The following is a 19,536-nucleotide window of genomic DNA, read 5'->3' as shown; positions in this document are numbered from 1 at the left end:
TGAGAACGTGCATGGCCTTGGTCACCTCGAACCTCTACGTGCGGCTGCCTGATATTCCCGGGGAGAAATTCCGTAGGCGAGTCGGAAGACGCGGCTGAAATGGGATGCGCTGGCGAAGCCCCAGCTGTGGGCCACCACGGCAACTGTCGGGGCGTGGGACGTCGTTCGTGCCAGCTGCTTCCGGCAGCCTTCCAGACGCTGTTGCTGGATCCACCGGGCCGCGGTGACGCCTTCCGTCTCAAAGAGCTTGTGCAGGTACCTGAGCGACACTTGGTGAGCGGAGGCGATCTCCACGAGCGACAGGTCGGGATCCGCCAGATTCCGTACCACGTACTCCTTGATGCGAAGGAGCATCGCCTGGACCGCGGCGGGCTCTTGGGGAGCCAGCCGCCCGTGCCGCTCCTGGATCAAGCACGCCAGCAGGTCACATGTCACCATGGCGAGCCTGTCGGCCTGTGTGGGAGCGACCGCCTCCGCACTCCCGTCGAGACGCTTCAGGTGCCCGGCGAGAAGGGCGGAGAGCGGCTCGTCCTGGCCGAAGGGCGTGGCGGTCACGGTCCGCAGTTCGAGATCGCTCACTCCGAGCGCGGATCTGGGGAAGTGGAACGACGTGAGGCTGAACGCCTGCCGCAGCGCCTTGTCGAAGGGGCGTCGGGAATCCGAGAGCGAGAACTGTCCAGGGTGTACGGCCGCGTCTCGGCCGTCCTGCGAGCGCTCGGCGATCCCCCGGTGCATCAGCGTGAGCGTCACGGTCTCCTTGCCGTCTCTCGCGATCATCCGGGGCCTGCGGGCGAGCGTCTGCGGTCCGGCGGTGACCGTCGATACCTGCATGAAGCCCACACGGCGGCTGACGATCGTCGCCGGCGCCGGCTCCTTCTCATGCAGCTCGACATCCAGCGGGACGAACGTTCGCGACATGGCGTCCTGCCAGAAGTCGGCTCGGTCCGAGACGGACAGCGGAGCGGTGGACAGGACCACGGACACGGCGACTCCCCTGCGAGGTTATGCGGACGCGCAGCCGACGCGGCCGTCGGGCGCGAGTGGTCTCCGGCCGCCTGATCCATCGACGATCGCGGCGGTCCGAGGACTCACGTCGAGCGGTGTCAGCACATCGCACCTGCGCGAGAGGTGCCAGGAAGAAGTGCAGGAAGAATTCTCGGGACGCCCCGCGGCGCAGGTGTTCCGGGAGCCGGGCCGTCGGCGCCGCGGGTCCGGCGGGCGTGCGGGTCCTGAGGTGCAGGCGGCGGCTGCGGCCCTATGTCCTGGCTCATGGACCTGGGTGGCCTTGTCCGGCTGGTCGAAGGGCCGGAGAGAGGATCCGTCCGCACACGACTGACCCTCACCACAGGTCAGCCGAAGCCGATCCGGCAGGCTGCCGCCGCGCCTTGTGCTCTCCGGAGCACCGGCGGTGCGCTTTCGAGCAGATCTTGCTGCGAGTGTTGACGGTGTCCGGCGTCCCGCTCAAGGATCACGGTCGAGTTGCGCGCGCCGTCCTCTCTCTGCAATCTTGCTCGACCGTCGCCTGACGCGCGATCTCTCCAGAGCAGCCTGCGGCACCTCACCGGTGCGCCGGGACATGATGAAGAGCGTTAAGAGGTCGCCCATGGTCACGCCCGGATTCCCGCGCAACACGCTCGATGCGGAAGGGCTACCGGTCTGGATACGCGAGATCGCCAGCGAAGATCCGAACCACAGCCTGCATGTCGTACGGGACATGGGACCCGTGCGGGCACTGGAAGCACTTCGCGTCGAGCCCGCTTCGATCCGACGGTGCGTGCTTCCCGACAAGAAACCGAACCAGTACACGTCACTGCCGAGTGCCGCCTTCGACGGTGGCACGGGAGACGCTGCCACACTGCTGGCCGGACGCATCGGGCAATGGACCTTCGTCTACGACGACTTGGGATACACCTTCGACGGCACCGCCGAAGTCCTCTCCCGCGGGGGGCGGACAGCGGTCACTACGGTCTACACCATCAACGGGCACGCCAGTCTCCACTACGCAGTGGACGGCGAGGAGATCGAGGAAGTCGTCATCGATGAACTCAGCCTGGGGGAAAGACTTCCCGGCATGCCCGCCGAACTGGTCGCCGCGTTCGAGGCCGCGGGGATCGCCGATTGGGAGGACCTCGAACCCGGCGAGGCCGACAGCCTGGTCGGTATGCGTGTCGCCTGTGCCATGGCAGGGGCCGTCCTGACGCTGGACGACCTTCGCCGGATACCTCTGGTCATGGCACAGCGAAACGCAGGCCACTGACCTTCCTCTCGGACCGAGGGCCGCCCTGGAGCCGTCGCAGATGCGAGGGGCTCAATTCCGGTCGGTCACATCGGTGAGGAACGCCGCTCATTCTCGGTGTGGCCGCCCCAAACGCCGTACTCCTGCTGCGACGCCCGCGCGAAGCGGCCGCAGGGACCGCTCACGGGGCACTCACGGCAGATGGTCCGTGCCGCTTCCTCTCGCCGTTGACGAGCTCGTCCTCTTTCGCTGTCCGGTGAAAAGAAGACGGAGCTGTCCATGCCTCGGCATGCGGCGTCCTTCTGCCACGCCCACACCCGAAGAAGCGGCTCGGTGTAAGTATTCATGCTCACCCCTTTGCAGATCGGCTGAGCAGCCCTCCGAAGCCGCGTGGACTGCGACGGGGACCACGGCCCGCGGAGCGGTGAACAAGGGCTGCAGCGCGCATTCGAGAAAGCGGAATTGTCGTCCCGGACCCTACGAACTCGTGCTCGAGGTTGTGCGTCGATGAACGCACGGGCTCTTGCCCAGGGAGGCACCCCCGCTCACGCTCGCTCCGACGAGCAGTGAGCGACCGACCGGTCCAGGCTTGTCGACCTGTCTGCGGTCGCAGCGGCTTCCCGGCCCGGGGCTGACGACTCACTCTCCCCGCCACTGTGTGCGCTGAGGGAACAACATTCGTGCACGGACAGACAAGCGGGCGGACTCGCGGCTCGTAGTCTCCTCTTCGATCCGACCTGCCCCTGCTCGGTGTCGTCACCCACCGTCTCTCGGGCGCCGGCCGTCACCACGCTGCTGTGCCCACAAGGTGCCCATGGGCATCGTCACTTGACCTTTCATCAGTTCATCTGCGAAAACGTCTGTGGCGAACGGGAGTTCGTGGTCAACCGGTGGTCAAAAGGTTGGTCCGAGGTACAAGCGCACAGGAGTCGCACGTTGCGAATATCTAGGCTGTTCACCGCGAGACCCGGGCCAACGCCCATGCGTCTGGGGGCTGTCGGCTCCATCGTGATGGCGGTGCTCAGTGCCGGTGTGCCTCTTGCTGCGGCGGTGTCGGCGCAGTCCAGCGCGGACGGATCACTCCAGAACACGAACGCATCCGTGGAGTCCGTGTGTTCGGTGCCGCAACCCGGCAAGGTCGGGTGTTTCGCGCTACGGCGCACCGACGTCGTCGGAAAGCATGGAGTTTCGGCCGTCGCACCCAGCGGGTACGGCCCGTCGGATCTGCAGAGCGCGTACGGCTTGCCGACGGACGGCGGTGAAGGGCGGACCGTCGCCATCGTGGTGGCCGACGACGACCCGACGGCGGAGTCCGATCTGGCTGTCTACCGTGCGCAGTACGGTCTGCCCGAGTGCACCACCGCCAACGGCTGTTTCCGTAAGATCGATCAGCGGGGCGGCGCCGATTACCCCGGACCCAATGCCAGTTGGGCGGGTGAGGCGTCCCTCGACATGGACATGGTCTCAGCGTCCGCGCCCGCCGCGCACATCCTGCTGGTCGAGGCGGACAGTACTGACTTCGCAGACATCTTCGCCGCCGTCGACCAGGCGGTCGGACAGGGGGCCCAGTACGTCTCCAACTCCTATGGAAGCGACTACACCAGCGAGGCGGGCAGCGGCGAACTCCCGGAACAGACAACCGAGTTCGACGCCCACTACGACCGTCCCGGCGTCGTGATGGTCGCCTCCACCGGGGACCGCGGGTATGGCGTCTCGTACCCGGCCGCCTCGCAGTACGTGACCGCCGTCGGCGGCACGACGCTCAGGCGGAGCGCGACCGCGTCGCGTGGCTGGACCGAATCGGTGTGGGGCCTCGCCGGGTCCGGATGTTCGGCGTACGAGCCCAAGCCTGGCTTCCAGACGGACACCGGCTGTGACACGAGGTCGGTGGCGGACGTGGCCGCGGTCTCCGACCCACTCAGCGGTGTGGCGACCTACCAGACCTACGGAGCCTCCGGCTGGACGGTGATGGGCGGCACCAGCGCCGCGGCCCCCGTCATCACCGGTGTCTACGCGGCCTCCGGCGCTCCCGCAGCGGGCACGTATGCGAACTCCTACCCCTATTTCAAGCCCTCGGCCCTCAACGACGTCACCAGCGGTACCAACGGCACCTGCGAGCCGACCTATCTCTGCACCGCGAAGGCCGGCTATGACGGGCCGACGGGCCTCGGTAGTCCCAACGGCCTGGCCGCCTTCCGCAGCTACCCGAACGGCAAGGTGAGCGGCACCGTCATCGACTCCGCTGGAACTCCGCTGACCTCGGCCACCGTTTCCGCCGACGGCTACCAGGTCACCGTGAACTCCCACGGACGCTATTCACTCACGCTTCCGCCCGGCAGCTACGATCTGCGCGCCGACGCCTACGGCTATGTAAGCAGGACCATCGCAGCGGTCACCGTGGCCGACGGCGACTCGATCACGCACGACATCTCGCTGGATGCCGCGGCGTCCCGGACCGTCACCGGCAAGATCACTGACGGTTCCGGTCACGGATATCCGCTCTACGCGACCGTCACCGCCGAGGACGTGCCCGGCGCACCGGTCTTCACGAACCCTCGCACCGGCACCTACAAGCTCAAACTGCCGGAAGGCCATGACTACACACTGAATATCGTCGCCCAATACCCTGGCTACCAGACGGCCACGAAGGACATTACCGTTGGATCCGCGACACGAGCAGTCAACGTCGCCCTTCCCGTGGACCGCGAGAAGGACACGTTCGCCGGCTACGACGTGGGAACCGTCGGCCGCACCGCAGCGTTCGACGCGACCGATTCCCCGCCCGACGGCTGGAGCGTCGTCAACGCCGCCGGTGCCACGGGTGGCTGGCAGTTCTCGGACCCCGTGAACCGTACGAACAAGACCGGAGGCAGTGGGGGCTTCGCCTTGGCCGACAGTCTCTATTACGGCGACGGCAAGCGGCAGGACACGTCATTGGTGAGCCCGGTCTACGACTTCAGTGACTACACCAGGCCGCGGATCTCCTTCGACATGGCCTACGTGTCCTCGCACAGTCAGAGCGGGACGGTCGACATCACCACCGACGGCGGCGCTACGTGGACCAATCTGCGCACTTACACCACGGTCAGCCAGTCCGGACACGTAGACATTCCGATCGCCGCCTACTCCGGAGCCAAGACAGTCCAGGTGCGGTTCCGTTTCGTCGCTGCCTACGACAACTACTGGGAACTGGACAACGTCTTCGTCGGCGACCGCCCCACCACTCCTGCCAGCGGCGGGTTGGTGGCCGGTGTCATCACCGACGCCAACACCGGTGCCGGCGTCCTCGATGCGAGGGTCCGCAACGCCGATGATCACGGGCAGACCGGCCTGACGGCGGCCACTCCGAACGACCCGCAGCTGGACGACGGCTTCTATTGGATCTTCTCCGACGCTCTCGGCAAACAGTCCTTCACGGTGGCCAAAAGCAGGTTCGCCACCGGGACCAAGACGGTGCGCGTGGTGCCGGACGCCGTGACCGAGATCGACCACAGCCTCCAGGCCGGAAAGCTCACCATCAAGCGGGCAGCCGTGGACAAGACGCTGACCTTGGGCGGCAGAGCCACGACGAAGCTGACGGTGAAGAACACCGGCAAGGCTCCCGCCACCTTCACCGTCGCCGAGCAGGTCAGCGGCCCCGAGGCGCAAACGCCCCCGATCGACGGCGCAGCCTGGCAGTCGGGGGCAGATCTGCCGACGGCCACGATGGACAATGCGGTCGCCTCGTACGGAGGTCTGCTCTACTCCTCCTTCGGCTACACCAGCGGCGCCAACGCCTACAACTCGGACATGTACGTCTACGACCCCGGCGCCGACACCTGGTCGCAGCTGGCGTCGGCAGCCGACGAACGTGATGCACCGGCCAAGGGTTTCATCGGCGGCAAGTTCTACGCCGTGGGCGGATGGCGCAACGACGGCACACCCGATCCCAAGCTGGAGATATACGACCCGGCCTCCGACACCTGGAGTACCGGAGCGCCGACACCCAAGCCCTACGCCGGCTCCGGAAGCGCAGTCCTGGACGGCAAGTTGTACGTCGTTGGAGGATGCGCCGAGAAGGGCTGCGACACCACGGACGTGTACGCCTACGATCCGGCCTCCGACAAGTGGTCGGCGATGGCCCCGTACCCCATACCAATCACCTGGACCGCCTGCGGCGAGATCGCCGACATGCTCTACTGCGCCGGTGGCGAGACGGGGGGCAGCAGCATAACGAAGCACGCTTACGCCTACGACCCGGTGACCGACAGCTGGTCACCGATCGCGGACATGCCCGTAGCGCTGTGGGGACCGTCCTATGCGGCAGCGAACGGCCTGCTCATCACCGTCGGCGGCAGGACCGCGGCCTCGGTCACCAACAAGAGCTTCGCCTACGACCCTCAAGCCGGCACCTGGACAGCACTGCCGAACGCTGTTTCCGCGATCTACCGCGGTGGTGCGGCTCCTGGCTTCTACAGTGTCGGAGGCAGACGGACGGCCAGCTCGGCGCCGGTCGCCACCGCCAGTGTGCTACCCGGATACGACCAGGGCGACCGAACGGACGATGCGACCTGGCTCGGACTCCATGGGCAGCAGGCGACCCTGCGACCGGGGGCCAGCACCACGGTGACCGTGTCACTGGATGCCACGGCCTCCGAGGTCACTCAACCGGGCGCCTACGCAGCGAAGTTGAGCGTGCGCACCGACACGCCGTACCACGTCGCCTCGATCCCGGTGACGATGACCGTCGCCCCTCACAAGGGATGGGGCAGATACGTAGGCACCGTGCTCGGTGATGACGGAGATGGCGGTACAACCCCCCTCTCCGGGGCCACTGTCCAGCTCATCGGCAAGAAGTCGAGCCATACCGTGACGACGGCCGAGGACGGAACGTACTCCCTGTGGCTCGACGCTCGTGGCGGCCCGATCACGGTTACCGTATCGATGGAGGGCTACGAGTCGGAAACCACTCGGGTGAGACTGGCGAAGAACGGCTCGACTCCCGGCGACTTCACACTGAAGAAGGCCCCGTGACCGCCGCTCATGTGCCGGACGCCACAGCGGCTTTCGTCGCCGCACGGGATGCCTGTCTGCGAGTTCGCCCAGGTTCTTGTCGTCGTCGCTGGAGTTGCGCCAGGCGGCGAGCACGATGACAGATGACAGCCGACTGCGGCGGACGAACCCGTCCGCCGCAGTCGGCTGGCGGTCGCTTCAGTACGGTGTGCGTTCCGTCGCCGCCGTCGGCAACGCTGACTTCGACTCGGTCGCCCGGACGGTCGACACTCCCGAATTCGAGCGACACAAGAGTGCACTCGTGGACCAGCTGACGCGCACTGTCGGACGCACCGACAGGACCGAGAGGACCTAGCGTCCCTCTTGGCAGCCGAGTGGGATGAAGCGCCTCTCGCCTTCCACTCGGCCGCCACCATCCGAGTCCCGTCGCTGCCCGCGCGCCGACGGCAGCCACCGGCACTGCGATCGGCAGTGGAAGGACAGGATCAACCGTGATCGAGTTCCGCCAGGCGTTCCCGGGCCGTCACCACGTGCTGGGGATTGGCGGACTCTCCGAGTTCGACGCATTGGGCGTAGATCTCGCGGGCCTGTTCCCGATGTCCGCCGGCCCGCAGGGCGTCAGCGAGATGGATCAGCGCGCGGCTCTCAAGTCCCGGATTCGCACTCGCGCGGGCGAGGTCCACCGCGATGCGCAGGTGGTCGGCGGCCTTCGCCCAGTTCTTGAGGAGGGTCTGGGCCTGGCCGATGGATGTCTGCACGTTGGTGCGATTGAAGGCAGCGCTGTGAGGTTCGATGCTGTCGCCGGCTTGATCGAGAAAAGCGAGCGTACGGAGGTGCTCCGCGATGGATTCCTCGTAACGTCCCGCTCGCAGCAGGGTGTCGGCGTGGCTGCACATGGCGTGCACGGTCCCGTGCATGTCACCCGCAGTTTCGAACAGTCTGGCTGCTTCGCGATTGTGCGGTGCTGCCGCGGAGTAGTCGCCGAGGTGGCTGAGCGCCCAGGCCGTGTAGCTGTGGGACCAGGCCTGCTGGGGAAGATCATTGGCGCGCCGAGCCGCCTTGAGCGCCTCGGCTGATCGTTCCATGCTGGCGTGGTGGCGGCCTTCGCAGATCAGCAGGGCCCAGGCGTGGAGGTTCAGGTGGGTGGCTTCGAGACCGGGATCGCCCAGGGCCTGAGCGCTGGCGGCGGCGGTGGCGGAGACCTCCGGCCAGTGTCCCCAGAAGATCCACTGGTCGGAGAACCAGTGGAGGGCTTCCGCGAGCTCGACCACGGCGGCATGGTCCTCTTCGTGGGCGGTGGAGCGGAAGGCCGCAAGCCAATTGATGCTTTCCGTCTGGAGCCACTGGCGGGCGTGGTCCGCCGTCGACAGGTCGACGGTCCCGTGCCAAGTGGGAGGCGGGGCACCGTGGTCGGGCTCGAACCAGCGGCCGGCCACGACCGCGGTCTCCAGCAGCCAGCGATGCAGTGCGGACCTGGCCGCTTCTGCCGCCTCCTCGGATTCCTCGGCTTTGAGCCGGTTGCGGGCGTACAGCTTCAGCAGGTCGTGGAGGCGGTACCGGTCTTGGTCGGATCCCAGCAGTCCGGTCTCGACCAGCTCCTCCAGAGTGTCCTCGACATCGAAGTATTCCTGTCCGGTGAGCTGGGCACTGATGGCGACGCTGGCGTCGGGGCCGTCGACCAGGGCGAGGAGGCGGAAGAGCCGGGCGGCATGGGGGGTGAGTTGGCGGTAGGACAGGTCGAAGGCGGCCGAGACGCGGACGTCGCCGGCGGCCAGCGTGTCCAGACGGCGTTCCTGTAGAGCGAGACGATCGGCCAGGCGGCGGACAGTCCAACCGGTGCGCGTCGCCAGCCAGTTGCCTGCCACGCGCAGGGCAAGCGGCAGATACGCGCATCGCAGAGCGACCTCGGAGAGCGCGTCCGGATCCGAGTTCGCCCGGTCCTTGCCGATCACGCCGGTCAGGAAGACGGCGGCTTCGGAGGGGGTGAGCTCGCCGATCGGCAGGCGCTCGACGTCCTCCAATCCGGTGAGCATCCTTCGACTGGTGATCAGGACCATTACCTCTCCCGCGCTCGGCAGGAGGGGGCGGACCTGGGCCTCGTCACAGGCGTTGTCCAGCACGATCAGGCAGCGTCGCCCAGCCAGTGCCTGCCGGTAGAGCTCCGGGTGACCTTGCGGTCCGGCCTTGGTCAGATCCCGGTCGGCGACGCCGACGGCCTTGAGCACGCGCAGCATGAGCTCTGCCGGCATGGGGGGCTCGTCGTCCATGCCGCGCAGATCGAGGACGAGTTGCCCGTCGGGAAAGCGATCCGCCAGCTCGCGTCCGGCGTGCAGAGCCAGGGTGGTCTTTCCAGTACCCGGAGGCCCGGACACCGCTACGACCTGTGATCGGCCGAGGGTCGCCTGTCCTGCCAGCGCGGTGAGCTGTGCCAGTTCCTGCTCCCGGCCGACGAAGTCGTCGATGCCTCGCGGGAATGCACGCACGTCGGCGGGGCTCTGGCGGGGGTTGCGGCCGATCCGGGCCGCGGCGAGCAGCCGTTCGCGATCCGCCTCGCGCAGGTTCAGTCCGTTGGCCAGGGCTGCGACCGTTCCTCGCTGGGGAGTCGCCCGGCGTCCCCGCTCCAGGTCTCCGATCCCGCGACCGCTCACTCCCGAGGCCTCGGCCAGCGCTTCGATCGTCAGCGACGCCTCCAATCGCAACTGCCTGAGCAGCGCTCCGAACCCGACGTCGCTCTCTTCGGTCACCTGACCCACCCTCGTGTGCCTCGTCTCTCTGCGTCTGACCCAACTCGGTGCGGTCCGTGGCTATTTGTCCACCTGCTGGAGCCGGGAAGACGAACGCTCCTTGGCGATCATGACTGGTTTGCGGCTACAGGATATTCACAAAATCATGCCCGGTGACGGCAGGCGATACAGGTTGGTGCCGGGAGTGTGGCGTCTGTGGAGTGCCTGTGTGCACAGCGGGCCGGCGTTGCCCAACTTTCCTAAGGGTTCGCTTCGTTGCCCGATGCGAGGCTGCTGCCGCCGTCTGCCGCCGTCTGCCGCCGTCGTCACCGCGGGACAGGTCGACGAGGGGACGCTTTCGCAACTGCCGTGGTCTGCGCGGGCAATCCCCGGCGACGCGGCCGGCCGCGCAGGGGATCGGAGGCGGTTCGGCGGGCGCAGACCCGGAAGAACCGCAGAAGCGCCACCTCAAGGTTCCCTCGTGTTCGGTTCTCTCCTGGACAACCTTTCATACATTTCCCGGCAAGTCGCCGCTACGGGCGGGCCTAGGCTTTTTCGGACAAGAGGTGCCATCCCCCAGACCTTGTTGGACGGGCAGGAAATGACTCAACCGTTTTCAAGCGCCGCCGAGACGACGCTCACTTGTGAGCTCCAGGTGCACGTGGTCGTCGGAGGTGAACCGCATGTTTCCCTCCCCGCGGCATTTCACTATCACCGTGCTGACCCCTACGCCGTGCGTCTGTCGATCGGGGCGACCTCGCGTGGCCCGGTCAACTGGGTATTTGCGCTCAGTCTCCTGCAAGGGGGATTGAACCGGCCGGTGGGCGAAGGGGACGTTCTGGTGTCGCCCCGGCGCTCGTCGCACGGTCCTGTCATTCGCATCGTCGTCAGATCCCGGCTCGGGTCTGCGGTGCTCGAGATGAAGGCTTCGCCTGTCGCTGAGTTCCTGGACAGGGCTCAGGAGCTCGTGCCGACAGGCACGGAGGGAAGCTACGTCGACATCGATCACATCGCGACCCTGCTCCTGGCCGCCGACGAATGAGCGATTGGCGGGCGTCTGCCCGTCAGGCCGGGCACAGGGAGTTCCTTCCGCTGACGCTTTGCCGCAGGCGAGCGGGGCGGCGGCAGGTGGCCACCGTGCAAATCTCTCTGGTGAACGGCCAGTTCAACCGCGGAGGTGCCTGATGACCTTGTCCCGGTCTGACCTGCAACGCCTGCTGGAGTCATTACGCACGGCGGACGGGATCGAACTCGTTCGCAACGTCGCCGAGCGCATGCTGCAAGAACTGATCGAGGTCGAGCTCAGCGGCGGTTCAGCGCCCGGTGGAATGAGCACACCGACGCCCGCACCGCCTTTCGCAACGGCCACCGGGACAAGACCCTGGCCATCCAGGCCGGCGACCTGGACCTGACGATACCGAAACTGCGCGGCGGCAGTTTCTTCCCCAGCCTGCTGGATCGGCGGCGCTGCATCGAACAGGCTCTGTATGCGGTCATCGTGGAGGCGTACATGCACGGGGTGTCCATCCGATGGGTCGACAACCTGGTCAAAGCGCTCGGCGCGGATAGCGGCATCCAAGGGTGAGGTCTCGCGGGATCAGCGGTGACCTGGACGAACCGCTCACCGTGTTCCACGGCCGACACCTGGATCACAGCCCCCCACCTCTACCTGGACGCGACCTACTGCAAGGTGCGCGTGAACCACCCGATCGTCTCCAAGGCCGTTGTCATCGCCACCGGCACCAGCGAGGACAGCGGCCGTGAGGTGCTGGGCGATGGGGGTTCCCCTGGTCGACTGAAGTCGAGAGTGGGGTGGGTCGGTGACAGCGAGACCGAGGCATTCTGGAGCGAGTTCCTGTGCTCCTTGGCCGCTGCACGCGATTTCCTTCAGTCCTGCCCATCACTTCGCCCGCGGCCGGTCCGATCCGGCCATCCGTACGAAACCGCAGCTGGCCGCTGCTCTCGCGGTTCGCGGGAAGGCGGCAGGTTCGGTTGCCATGCGGTCGTCGCCGACTGTGCCTATTTCGTCAGCGATGACTGGTACCTCTCGCTACGCGAGGCCGACCTGGCCTACGTGGTCGTGCTCAAGCCGCACCGAGGCACGTGCCCCGCCGGCCGACCTCGCCGAGATTGTCTGCCTCTACGGCCTGCGGCCGTGGATCGAGCAGAGCTACAAACAGATCAAGGACGAACTCGGCTGGGCCGGCTTCCCCCGACCGACAGGCCCCGATCGACGCGGTTACCACCGGACACGGCATTGACCCCCACTGCCGGGTTCACGAACTACCGGTACCAAGAGGCCTCCTTTTCATTGCACCACCGCCACGTCGGTGATCAGCGCTGTGATGTGCTCGTAGTTCGCGTCGTTCAACAGGCTGCGAAGAAGTTGATCCAGTCGGGGATGTTCTTCGAGAAGGGTCGGCCAGGCCAGTTCGCCTGCGAGCGCCTCCTCTATCTCGGCCACCACTGAGGCTTCGTTCAGCGTGCCGGGCGCCGCAGGATTTTCCACCAGCGGCAGCAGCTTCCTGAAGATCCGGCGCCGCTCGGATATGTCGTGGCCCATCGCGAAAGCGTCCTGGGACTCCAGGAAATGGTCGCTGAACTCGTTTCCTGACATCAGTTTCCAGCCGGGGCGGGGGAAGCCGTGGAGTGTCGGCCTTGCGGGGCCAGACGAATCTGCGATTGCGACCTCTGCTTCGCGTGGAAGGCGTTCCGGAGTCCACCCACCGGGATTCTTCAGGTGGTCGTCGTCCACGGTTTTCAGAATTTGCTCCGCGGTTCCCTCGTGCATGTTTAAGTCCTCGCTGATGCCGAGGGCCTTCAGCCAACCCGGAACGGTGAGGGGGCCTCGTCCGAGTATGGGGTCGAGTACATAATCCTCGCGCGTGTCGCTGTCCGGGAAGTAGACCTCCACGAGTGGTGCGATGTGCTGGTCGAGGTGGATCGTGCGGGGCGCGTTCTGTGTCCCTCCCGGTGCGTCGGCCGACTGGAACTCCAGCGGACGGTCTCCACGTGCCACGGCGATTTTCTTCGAGTCGATGCCGAGCCGGTCTAGTTCGGTGCTCCACAGATGTACGCGGGCGCTGGAGTTTCCTTCCGGGTACACCGCGACGCGAATCTCCTCGCCGGAGTGGTGCCGGAAAGAAAGATCCTTGAGCTTGTCGTAAAGGGGGCGCAGTTGGGCCCCTTGGATAGCTGAATGAGAATGCATTCCGAAAAGGCTGTCAATGCGGTCCGAATGCTCCGAGAACGCATCTCTTGCGCTGATCCAGAGCTGTTCGCCGTATTGTTTATTTCCTGCGCGCAGAACGGCCTGGATGACTTGTCTCGAGCGGTGCATCTGTTCAAGGGCGGCGAAAGTAGATTCTATCCGTGTCGGCCGTCCCTGGCGGTGGGCTTGAACCTGTTCGTGCAGCTGTTTGGCGATGTTCCGGATGCCGGGATGTGAGGTGAGGTCTGCCGGACTTCTCACGCCGGTACTGAAATCGGGCATGGGCAGATCGTTTTCGCTGAATATCAGCTCGCGGAGCAGGTCGCTTCTCGTATGGCTGCTGATCTTCCCCACTTTGACGGTCAGGTCGAGTGCCTGGCTGAGCGACATTCCGGAAACTCTCTCGAACTCGTCGCGGAAAATCTCGGTGCTTTCCGGAGTGGCCGTGGCGGCACGCCGCACCAGGATGCTGAAGAGTTCTGTCGGCCTGACGAGACCGAGAAGTTCGATCGAGAAGGCTACGGCATATTTCTTTTCGATTTCTCGCACGGGGATCCGGTAGGTTCCGTCGGGGTGGTAGTTTCCGGCGTCCTCGCTGTAGATCCGGATCTGCTGGATTCCGTCGGCGGACTGCCGGTCCATGGCCTCCAGCGGAGACGACGGCAGCTTCGCCTCGGGACGGATCATCCGGGACACCATGTGCCAGAGCACTTTCGGGTCCGTCTCGTTCAGCATGTCGCTCAGGAACTCTCCGCCGATACGATGTGCCTCCGCGATGACATGGAGTATCAAACCCTCCTTGGCGTCGGCGCCGACAAAAACCACGTCGGCCATTTCTTTCGTGTGTGTCGGCGTTCCGCTCTCGGGGTACATCGTCTGCCAGCGTTCGTAGGTTTGTTGGGTCGACAGGTAGCTGGCCTCGCGCACGACCTTCCCCTTCCACACCAGCTCCCGCATTGCCTCCGGGTGCAGGGGGTCAAGCCCGTCGAACAAACTCAGCCAGCCCTTCAGACGAATGAGGTTCGCGAAGGTCATGACAATGGTCGAGGAGCCGAAACGAGACGTCGGTTCCTCCGTCGGGTTCAACTGGAGCCGGGCGAACCAGAAATCCTCGTTGGCGAGATCAGGTCCGTCGGCTTCCTGGGTCAGTCCGCTGGCCAGATGAGATCCGTCTCTTCGGTGCAACTCGGCCAGTGAGGACATGAGGCCGTCCCTCCTGATCGACTGCAGGGCGTTCGTCGCGTGCAGCAGGGTCAGGTCCAGGTCCGACAGTCTCCGGTACAGGGCCTCGTTCCTGGGGTCATTCAGGACCGATCGCGTCTCCTGGAGCAGTTCGGCGAGATTCTGCTGCGAGCGCCCTTCGAGATACGCAATGCGTCCGGCCCGGTCCCGGCCCGGGAGTGGGGGATCGCTCAAGTGCCAATAGTGGCCGTGCGTGAGGTACTCGTACGCCGCCCGGCGGCGGAATTCCCGAATGACGGAGTTGAGCCTGAGCAAGGCGTCGACGCTGACAGGCTTCTTCATCGTGGTCGAGGGCTGCTGCCGGTCGTTCGTCCACCTCTCGACGAACTCGGCCAGAGTGCGGGCGGCGGACACGACAGGTGTGTAGGTGCTACGGAGCCTGTAGACGCCACGGACATCGGCCGCCTGCGAGATGAATCCGTTCAGCGCTCCGGCCATCTTGTCGGCGGACTTGCGTAGTTCGGACAACTGGGCGGTCAGGTCGTCCGACCCCCGTGAGTCCTTCAGTGTCACGTTCTCGTAGTCCCTCCGCAGCTTCTGCCCCAACTCCTCGACTTCCCGTCCTGTCCAGTGCACGAGCGCGGGGTCCGGATCGGCGGCCGCCCGAGCCGCCGCGTCGAGCCTGGCCGAATAGTCCCGCACCTTCTCGGCGACATCGGGGGCCCCGTTCTGCGACAACATGAGCACCACCTCTTCGAGCTGCGACTGGGACAACTGATCGCTACGCACATGGCCGTCCGACTTCGCACGGTCGGCCGCCAAAACGGTGCGCCACTGGTCCCACGGCAGGCCCGACAGGTGTGCGGGGGATTCGACGATCGTCCAGCCATGGGCCGATTCGGCCGTGAACTGCAGGTACGGCGCCGAGATCCGGGGCCGTGCGGCGGACACGGCCGACGAGGCGGAACCGGAACCGGTAGCCGCCTGGCTGGTCCCAGTGGCACCGCCGGACATCCACGGCGACTTGGAATCGAAGAGGTCGTGCGGGAACAGGTGGGAACTCAGGCCGAGACGTCCCAGCGCACCGGCGTCCTCGTGATCGCGCCAGTCGAGGAGCGCCGCGCGCAGCGCCGCGGTGAACCGGGCGTCCGCCTCGGTGTGGTCACCGTGCGCCGCGGCCATCGGCCGCTTGCCCTTCACGTCGTCCGGGTCCGACACCCGATTGTGCCGGAGCACCGCGGCCACGGCCACCGTGGCCACCGCGCGGGGACTGAGCCCGTCCGTGGCGCCCATCTCGCGCAGCCCTCTGTCCAGGAACGGGCTGAGCAGACCGTCGGCGTAGCCCACGACCTCGCCCACCTCGTGCTCCGGCAGTCCCAGTGCCTCGGCGAGGCGGCCCATGACTACGTCCCCATCGACCGGCCGGACCGCCGTCAACGCCTCCTCGACCGCCATCTCCAGATCCGCCCGTGCCGGCAACGCGGCGTCGAGTGGGCCCTCGTGGGCCGTGCGCTCTGAAGAAGTGGACGGCCCCGGGCCGACGCCGGCATGGGAGGTAGCGGCGCCGAAGGCCCCGGCGGCAGGTGCCGTCGGTTCCCCGGGACCGCCTACGAAAACGCCGGGACGGTTGCCTCCTGGGGCTTGCTCCGCGGCCCTGGCCTCCTCGGTCTTACTCCCGGCGCCGAGCAGGCGGCCGGGGAGGAGGTGCGTGGGCCGGTCCGGCACGGCGCGGTTCCCGGGAGTGTGCTCGCCGTGTGGGTGGGTGCCGGAGACGGTCACCTGCCTGCGAGCTGCGGGAGCGCTCGGAACGGGGTCGGCGGCGTCCGACGTTTCGGTGGCGCGAGAAGTCGACGTGATCTCCAGCGACTGCGCCAATGCCGTGTGAGCTGGGTTCCGATGTCGGGGGCCGTCTTCTTGAGCTCGGTCGGAAGTGAGCGGTGACGGTGCGGTGCGGGGTATGGGCCGGTGGGTGTCCGTGGTGCCGCTTTGCTCGAAGGGCTCAGCGGTCGTTGCCGCAGGCTCCCTCCGCGGGGTTTCGGGGCTGAGCGATGGTGCTTGTTTGTCGACGGGGAGGCGGGAGTTGTCAGTGTGGGGGGTGGGTGAGGTGTTGGGGGAGACCAAGGGGGTGCTGCCGACGGTGGGGGTGCGTCGTGGGATGGGTTCGGTCGTGCGGTCGGGGATTGTGGCCGACTGGCTGAACCTGGCCGTGCGGCGTGCTCGTTTGAGGGCTGCTTCGAGGAGGGCGATCTCTTTCGGGTTCGGGCGGGTTGCTGCGCGGGTGTGGGTAAGGGCTCTTGCGAGTTGGTCGCCGAGGTCGGGGGTGTGTGCCTGGTAGACGTCCGGGTTGAAATTGAACAGATTCCAATCGAGCGGCGGGCCAGGGTGGGCTTCCGCGCCGGGGGTGCGGATGGCGGCTGTGGCTGCGGTGTGCGGGGCGAGGGAGGTTGGCGGGGCCTGTAGTGGTGCGGGGGCGTTGGAGCTGGTGGTGACGGTCGTTGTGTGCGGGTTCGCTGCGAGGTGTTCTCTGACGCGTTGGAGTATTCGGGGGCGCGGATCACCCGGAGATGTTTCCTGCCAGTGCATCTCCATCGTGTGAGTGTGCGTGATCGAGGCCATGTCTGTTAGACGCGTGTGATGGGTCCGCATCTCCTCGGACCGGACGAGGCGTTGTCCGTATGAGCGGACTTCTACGACTGCTCGTGCAATATCCGCGTGCCGGTTTGTTCCGGGGTTCGTCACGCTGATGCGATCAAGGTCGTCGAGTATGAACGTCTTGATGAAATCTTGCATGCGGACCTTGGGTGAGTGGCTTTCCGTCAGGCCGCTCAGAAAGTAATCACGTAGTTTAATCGCGTCAGACCCGGGGATCGGAATGTCAAGTACCGATTCAGGGTTTCTCGTTACGTTCGGGATTCGATCGTCAATAACCCTCTCGAACTCGCGCATAATGGATTCATGATGAACCGAGAGGAAGAGTTGGGCATTCGAGCTGAGGTTTTTGTGCAGGTCTTCAGGTTCGTGCCGCGGCAGGACTGCGGCATACGCTTTCAGGAGCGCCGGGTCGACTACTCTGTCCGCGTTTACGATTGCGGCTCCTACGATGTAGTGGAGCGCCACTACGCCGCGGAGTTCCTGTACGTCGCGCAATGGCGCATTGACGAGGTCACCCATGTCGGGGATGTGGTCCGGGGCGGAGCCGGTCGCCAGGAACGCCATGTAGCGCCCGGCGACCCCTGCGGCAAAGGTCAGGGCATCACGCAGATGGGTGCGCGTGAGGTAGCCGTATGATTCGTCGCGCCAGGTTCCGTGATGGACTTCCGACAGAAAACTTGGAAGTCCGGCAAGGGGGACGCCGATGTTGTGGTGGACGTGTGTACCTCCTGGGTCCCCTATGGGTCGTGAAGTCACGGACATCTGCCTGCCGATGTCCGTGAGAGTCCAGCCCGACTCACTCGGAAATAGTTCACTCAAGGGGATGCCTGGAGGAGTAGCGCCGGGAGGGATTGTTCCGTCGACCAGTTGCTCAAGTCGTTGTTCCGTAGAAGCATAGAAATTCATCCCTCCGTCGAGATTGCTGTACGTCTCGCCCGGAACATTGTTCATCACGCCAGGGATTACTTCGAGGATGAGGAAGTCGTCCCCTTCTCCCGTTCCACCCGAGGCCGCGGCAGCCTCTGAGGTTCGATACAGAACATCTGCTTCCCCGGGGCCGAAATATAGGTACTTGGCTTCCGTGACAATTCGCGCTCCGCCGGGTCCGCTGGCCAGGAGATCTGCGAAGTCGAGCGACAGATTCGCACCTGGATGCGTGATGAGGACGTTGTTGATTTCGGCTTCGATCGATGACCCCCCGCCGCTCAGTCCGCCGCGTAGATCTGATGCTTCGGGGAAAGCTTGGCGGAATTGGTCGATCGCGGCTTCGGCGGTGGTGTGGCCGGGAGTGTTGTGGCGGTGCAGGGCGTGGTCCACGTCGGTGACGAGTTGTTCGAAGTGTTCGCGGAGGCGGTGGTTGGCGTGGTCTGTGGCCCTGCGGTCGATGATCTGGACGGGTGGGCGTATTCCTTGGCGCTGGATGTAGGCGAGGGCGATGGATTGGTCGTGGGCCGAGGGCCGTTCGGTGGTGTGGCCGGCGCGAGTGGTAGAGGTGCTGGTCCCTTCCTGGCGGTCCCAAGCGGGTGATTGGGGGCGGGTGGGGTAGTTGCCGGTCTCGTCGCGGGTTTCGGTGTTGTGGCTGGTTCCGCCGCGCATCCGGGTGGGGTGGCCGGTGAGGAGGAACTCGGCGGTTCTGCGGCTGATGGTGCTGGTGTTGCGTTGGTTTTCGAGGGTTTGTTCGGCCAGTCGGGCGAGTCGGGTGAGGGCTTTGTCGAGGTCGCGGCTGTGGGTGAGTCCGTGTTCGCGGATGTGCTCGGCGACCTTCTTGACGGCGTGGGAGATCGCGTCGCCGTATCGGGATTCTGCGGTGTCGGCTGCCCTGGTCATGGTGTCGGCGAGGGCGGTCTTGCCCGGCTGGGGTGAGGTGCCGTGCAGGGCGATCAGTTGGCTGTAGACGTTCACGGCGAGGACCGGATCAACCTCGCCCGGTGCCTCTTGGTCCGCCGTCTCGGCCGGGTGGCTGGGGATGGGTGCAGTGGTCGGGGTCTGCGGGTCCATTGCGGGGGCGTGGGCGGTGGCGGGAGTCCTGTCCATCTCGGACAGGTCCGTCTCGAAGCCGCGCAGGCCACCGCCGTCGATTGGGCGGTTGTCGCTGGTGAGGTGGCCTGTTGCTGTGGGGTGTTCGCCGTCGCCGGTGCGGCCGCGGTCGGTTGTGGCTCCGGTGACGTCGGCCGTGGTGGCAGCCGTTTTGGTGGTCAGGGCAGGTCGGGGTGTGCTGGTGTTGCGGATGTCGGGGTGGCCGGGTTCCGTCGGGGCTGCAGTGTCACTGCCGGCCCCGGCCATGGCGCCCGCTCGTCCTTCGGTCCCGGTGCTGGCTGCGCTGCGTGCTCCCGCTACCGGGGTGAGGCCGGGGTCGAGGGTGGTACGGGCGACCGTGGTGCCTGTCGCGCTCGTGGTGGGGGTGGTGGTGCGGTGCAGGACGGTGTCGAAGTCGGCTTTGGTGATGGTGACGGGGTGGGTGGTCAGGGTGGCGTCGGGCCAGCCGCCGTCCTCGGGGGCGATGTCTCCGGTGGTGTCCTGTGTGGTGTCCTCGGCGGTGG

7 protein-coding genes and 1 pseudogene are annotated in these 19,536 nt (G+C 66.1%); 4 read left to right on the top strand and 4 right to left on the bottom strand.

Translation table 11 applies throughout. The annotated features are described in order from the left end of the window. Positions 1 to 21: 21 nt before the first annotated feature. On the bottom strand, positions 22 to 984 hold the full coding sequence (locus ACIQRL_RS40355) for a helix-turn-helix domain-containing protein (protein WP_401341254.1): 963 nt from the start codon (positions 982 to 984) through the stop codon (positions 22 to 24). A 619-nt stretch (positions 985 to 1,603) separates the two neighbouring features. Here ACIQRL_RS40355 and ACIQRL_RS40350 point away from each other — a divergent pair. Beyond that, positions 1,604 to 2,257 carry a hypothetical protein gene (locus ACIQRL_RS40350; protein WP_401341252.1) on the top strand — a complete coding sequence of 218 codons (654 nt, stop codon included), beginning with the start codon at positions 1,604 to 1,606 and terminating at the stop codon, positions 2,255 to 2,257. A 65-nt stretch (positions 2,258 to 2,322) separates the two neighbouring features. On the opposite strand, the gene ACIQRL_RS40345 is transcribed toward ACIQRL_RS40350, so the two are convergent. Further along, positions 2,323 to 2,583 (bottom strand): WhiB family transcriptional regulator, encoded by a 261-nt coding sequence (locus ACIQRL_RS40345; protein ID WP_401341249.1) that lies wholly within the window; start codon positions 2,581 to 2,583, stop codon positions 2,323 to 2,325. A 481-nt stretch (positions 2,584 to 3,064) separates the two neighbouring features. Between ACIQRL_RS40345 and ACIQRL_RS40340 the strand changes: the two genes are divergently transcribed. Next, positions 3,065 to 7,249, top strand: a complete 4,185-nt coding sequence (locus tag ACIQRL_RS40340; protein ID WP_401341247.1) for a carboxypeptidase regulatory-like domain-containing protein — start codon at positions 3,065 to 3,067, stop codon at positions 7,247 to 7,249. A gap of 464 nt (positions 7,250 to 7,713) precedes the next feature. Here the strand turns inward: ACIQRL_RS40340 and ACIQRL_RS40335 are convergent, their stop codons facing one another. Continuing rightward, complete coding sequence (locus tag ACIQRL_RS40335; RefSeq protein ID WP_401341244.1) at positions 7,714 to 9,972, bottom strand: ATP-binding protein; 2,259 nt, start codon at positions 9,970 to 9,972, stop codon at positions 7,714 to 7,716. A gap of 460 nt (positions 9,973 to 10,432) precedes the next feature. On the opposite strand from ACIQRL_RS40335, the gene ACIQRL_RS40330 reads away from it, so the two are divergent. Further along, the gene (locus tag ACIQRL_RS40330; RefSeq protein ID WP_401341242.1) at positions 10,433 to 10,993 is read left to right on the top strand and encodes an SsgA family sporulation/cell division regulator; all 561 of its coding nucleotides are present in this window, start codon (positions 10,433 to 10,435) and stop codon (positions 10,991 to 10,993) included. Between the two features lie 183 nt (positions 10,994 to 11,176). After that, positions 11,177 to 11,761: pseudogene (locus ACIQRL_RS40325) on the top strand (transposase); the annotation flags it as partial. Positions 11,762 to 12,259: 498 nt separating this feature from the next. Here ACIQRL_RS40325 and ACIQRL_RS40320 read toward each other — a convergent pair. Next, the gene (locus tag ACIQRL_RS40320) at positions 12,260 to 19,279 is read right to left on the bottom strand and encodes a hypothetical protein (protein ID WP_401341239.1); all 7,020 of its coding nucleotides are present in this window, start codon (positions 19,277 to 19,279) and stop codon (positions 12,260 to 12,262) included. Between the last annotated feature and the right edge of the window lie 257 nt (positions 19,280 to 19,536).

Origin of the sequence: Streptomyces sp. NPDC091209, from assembly GCF_044757755.1 — a bacterium.
Lineage (GTDB): Bacteria > Actinomycetota > Actinomycetes > Streptomycetales > Streptomycetaceae > Streptomyces.
Note: the sequence above shows the minus strand (reverse complement) of the source record. Positions and strands in the feature narration are given on the sequence as shown.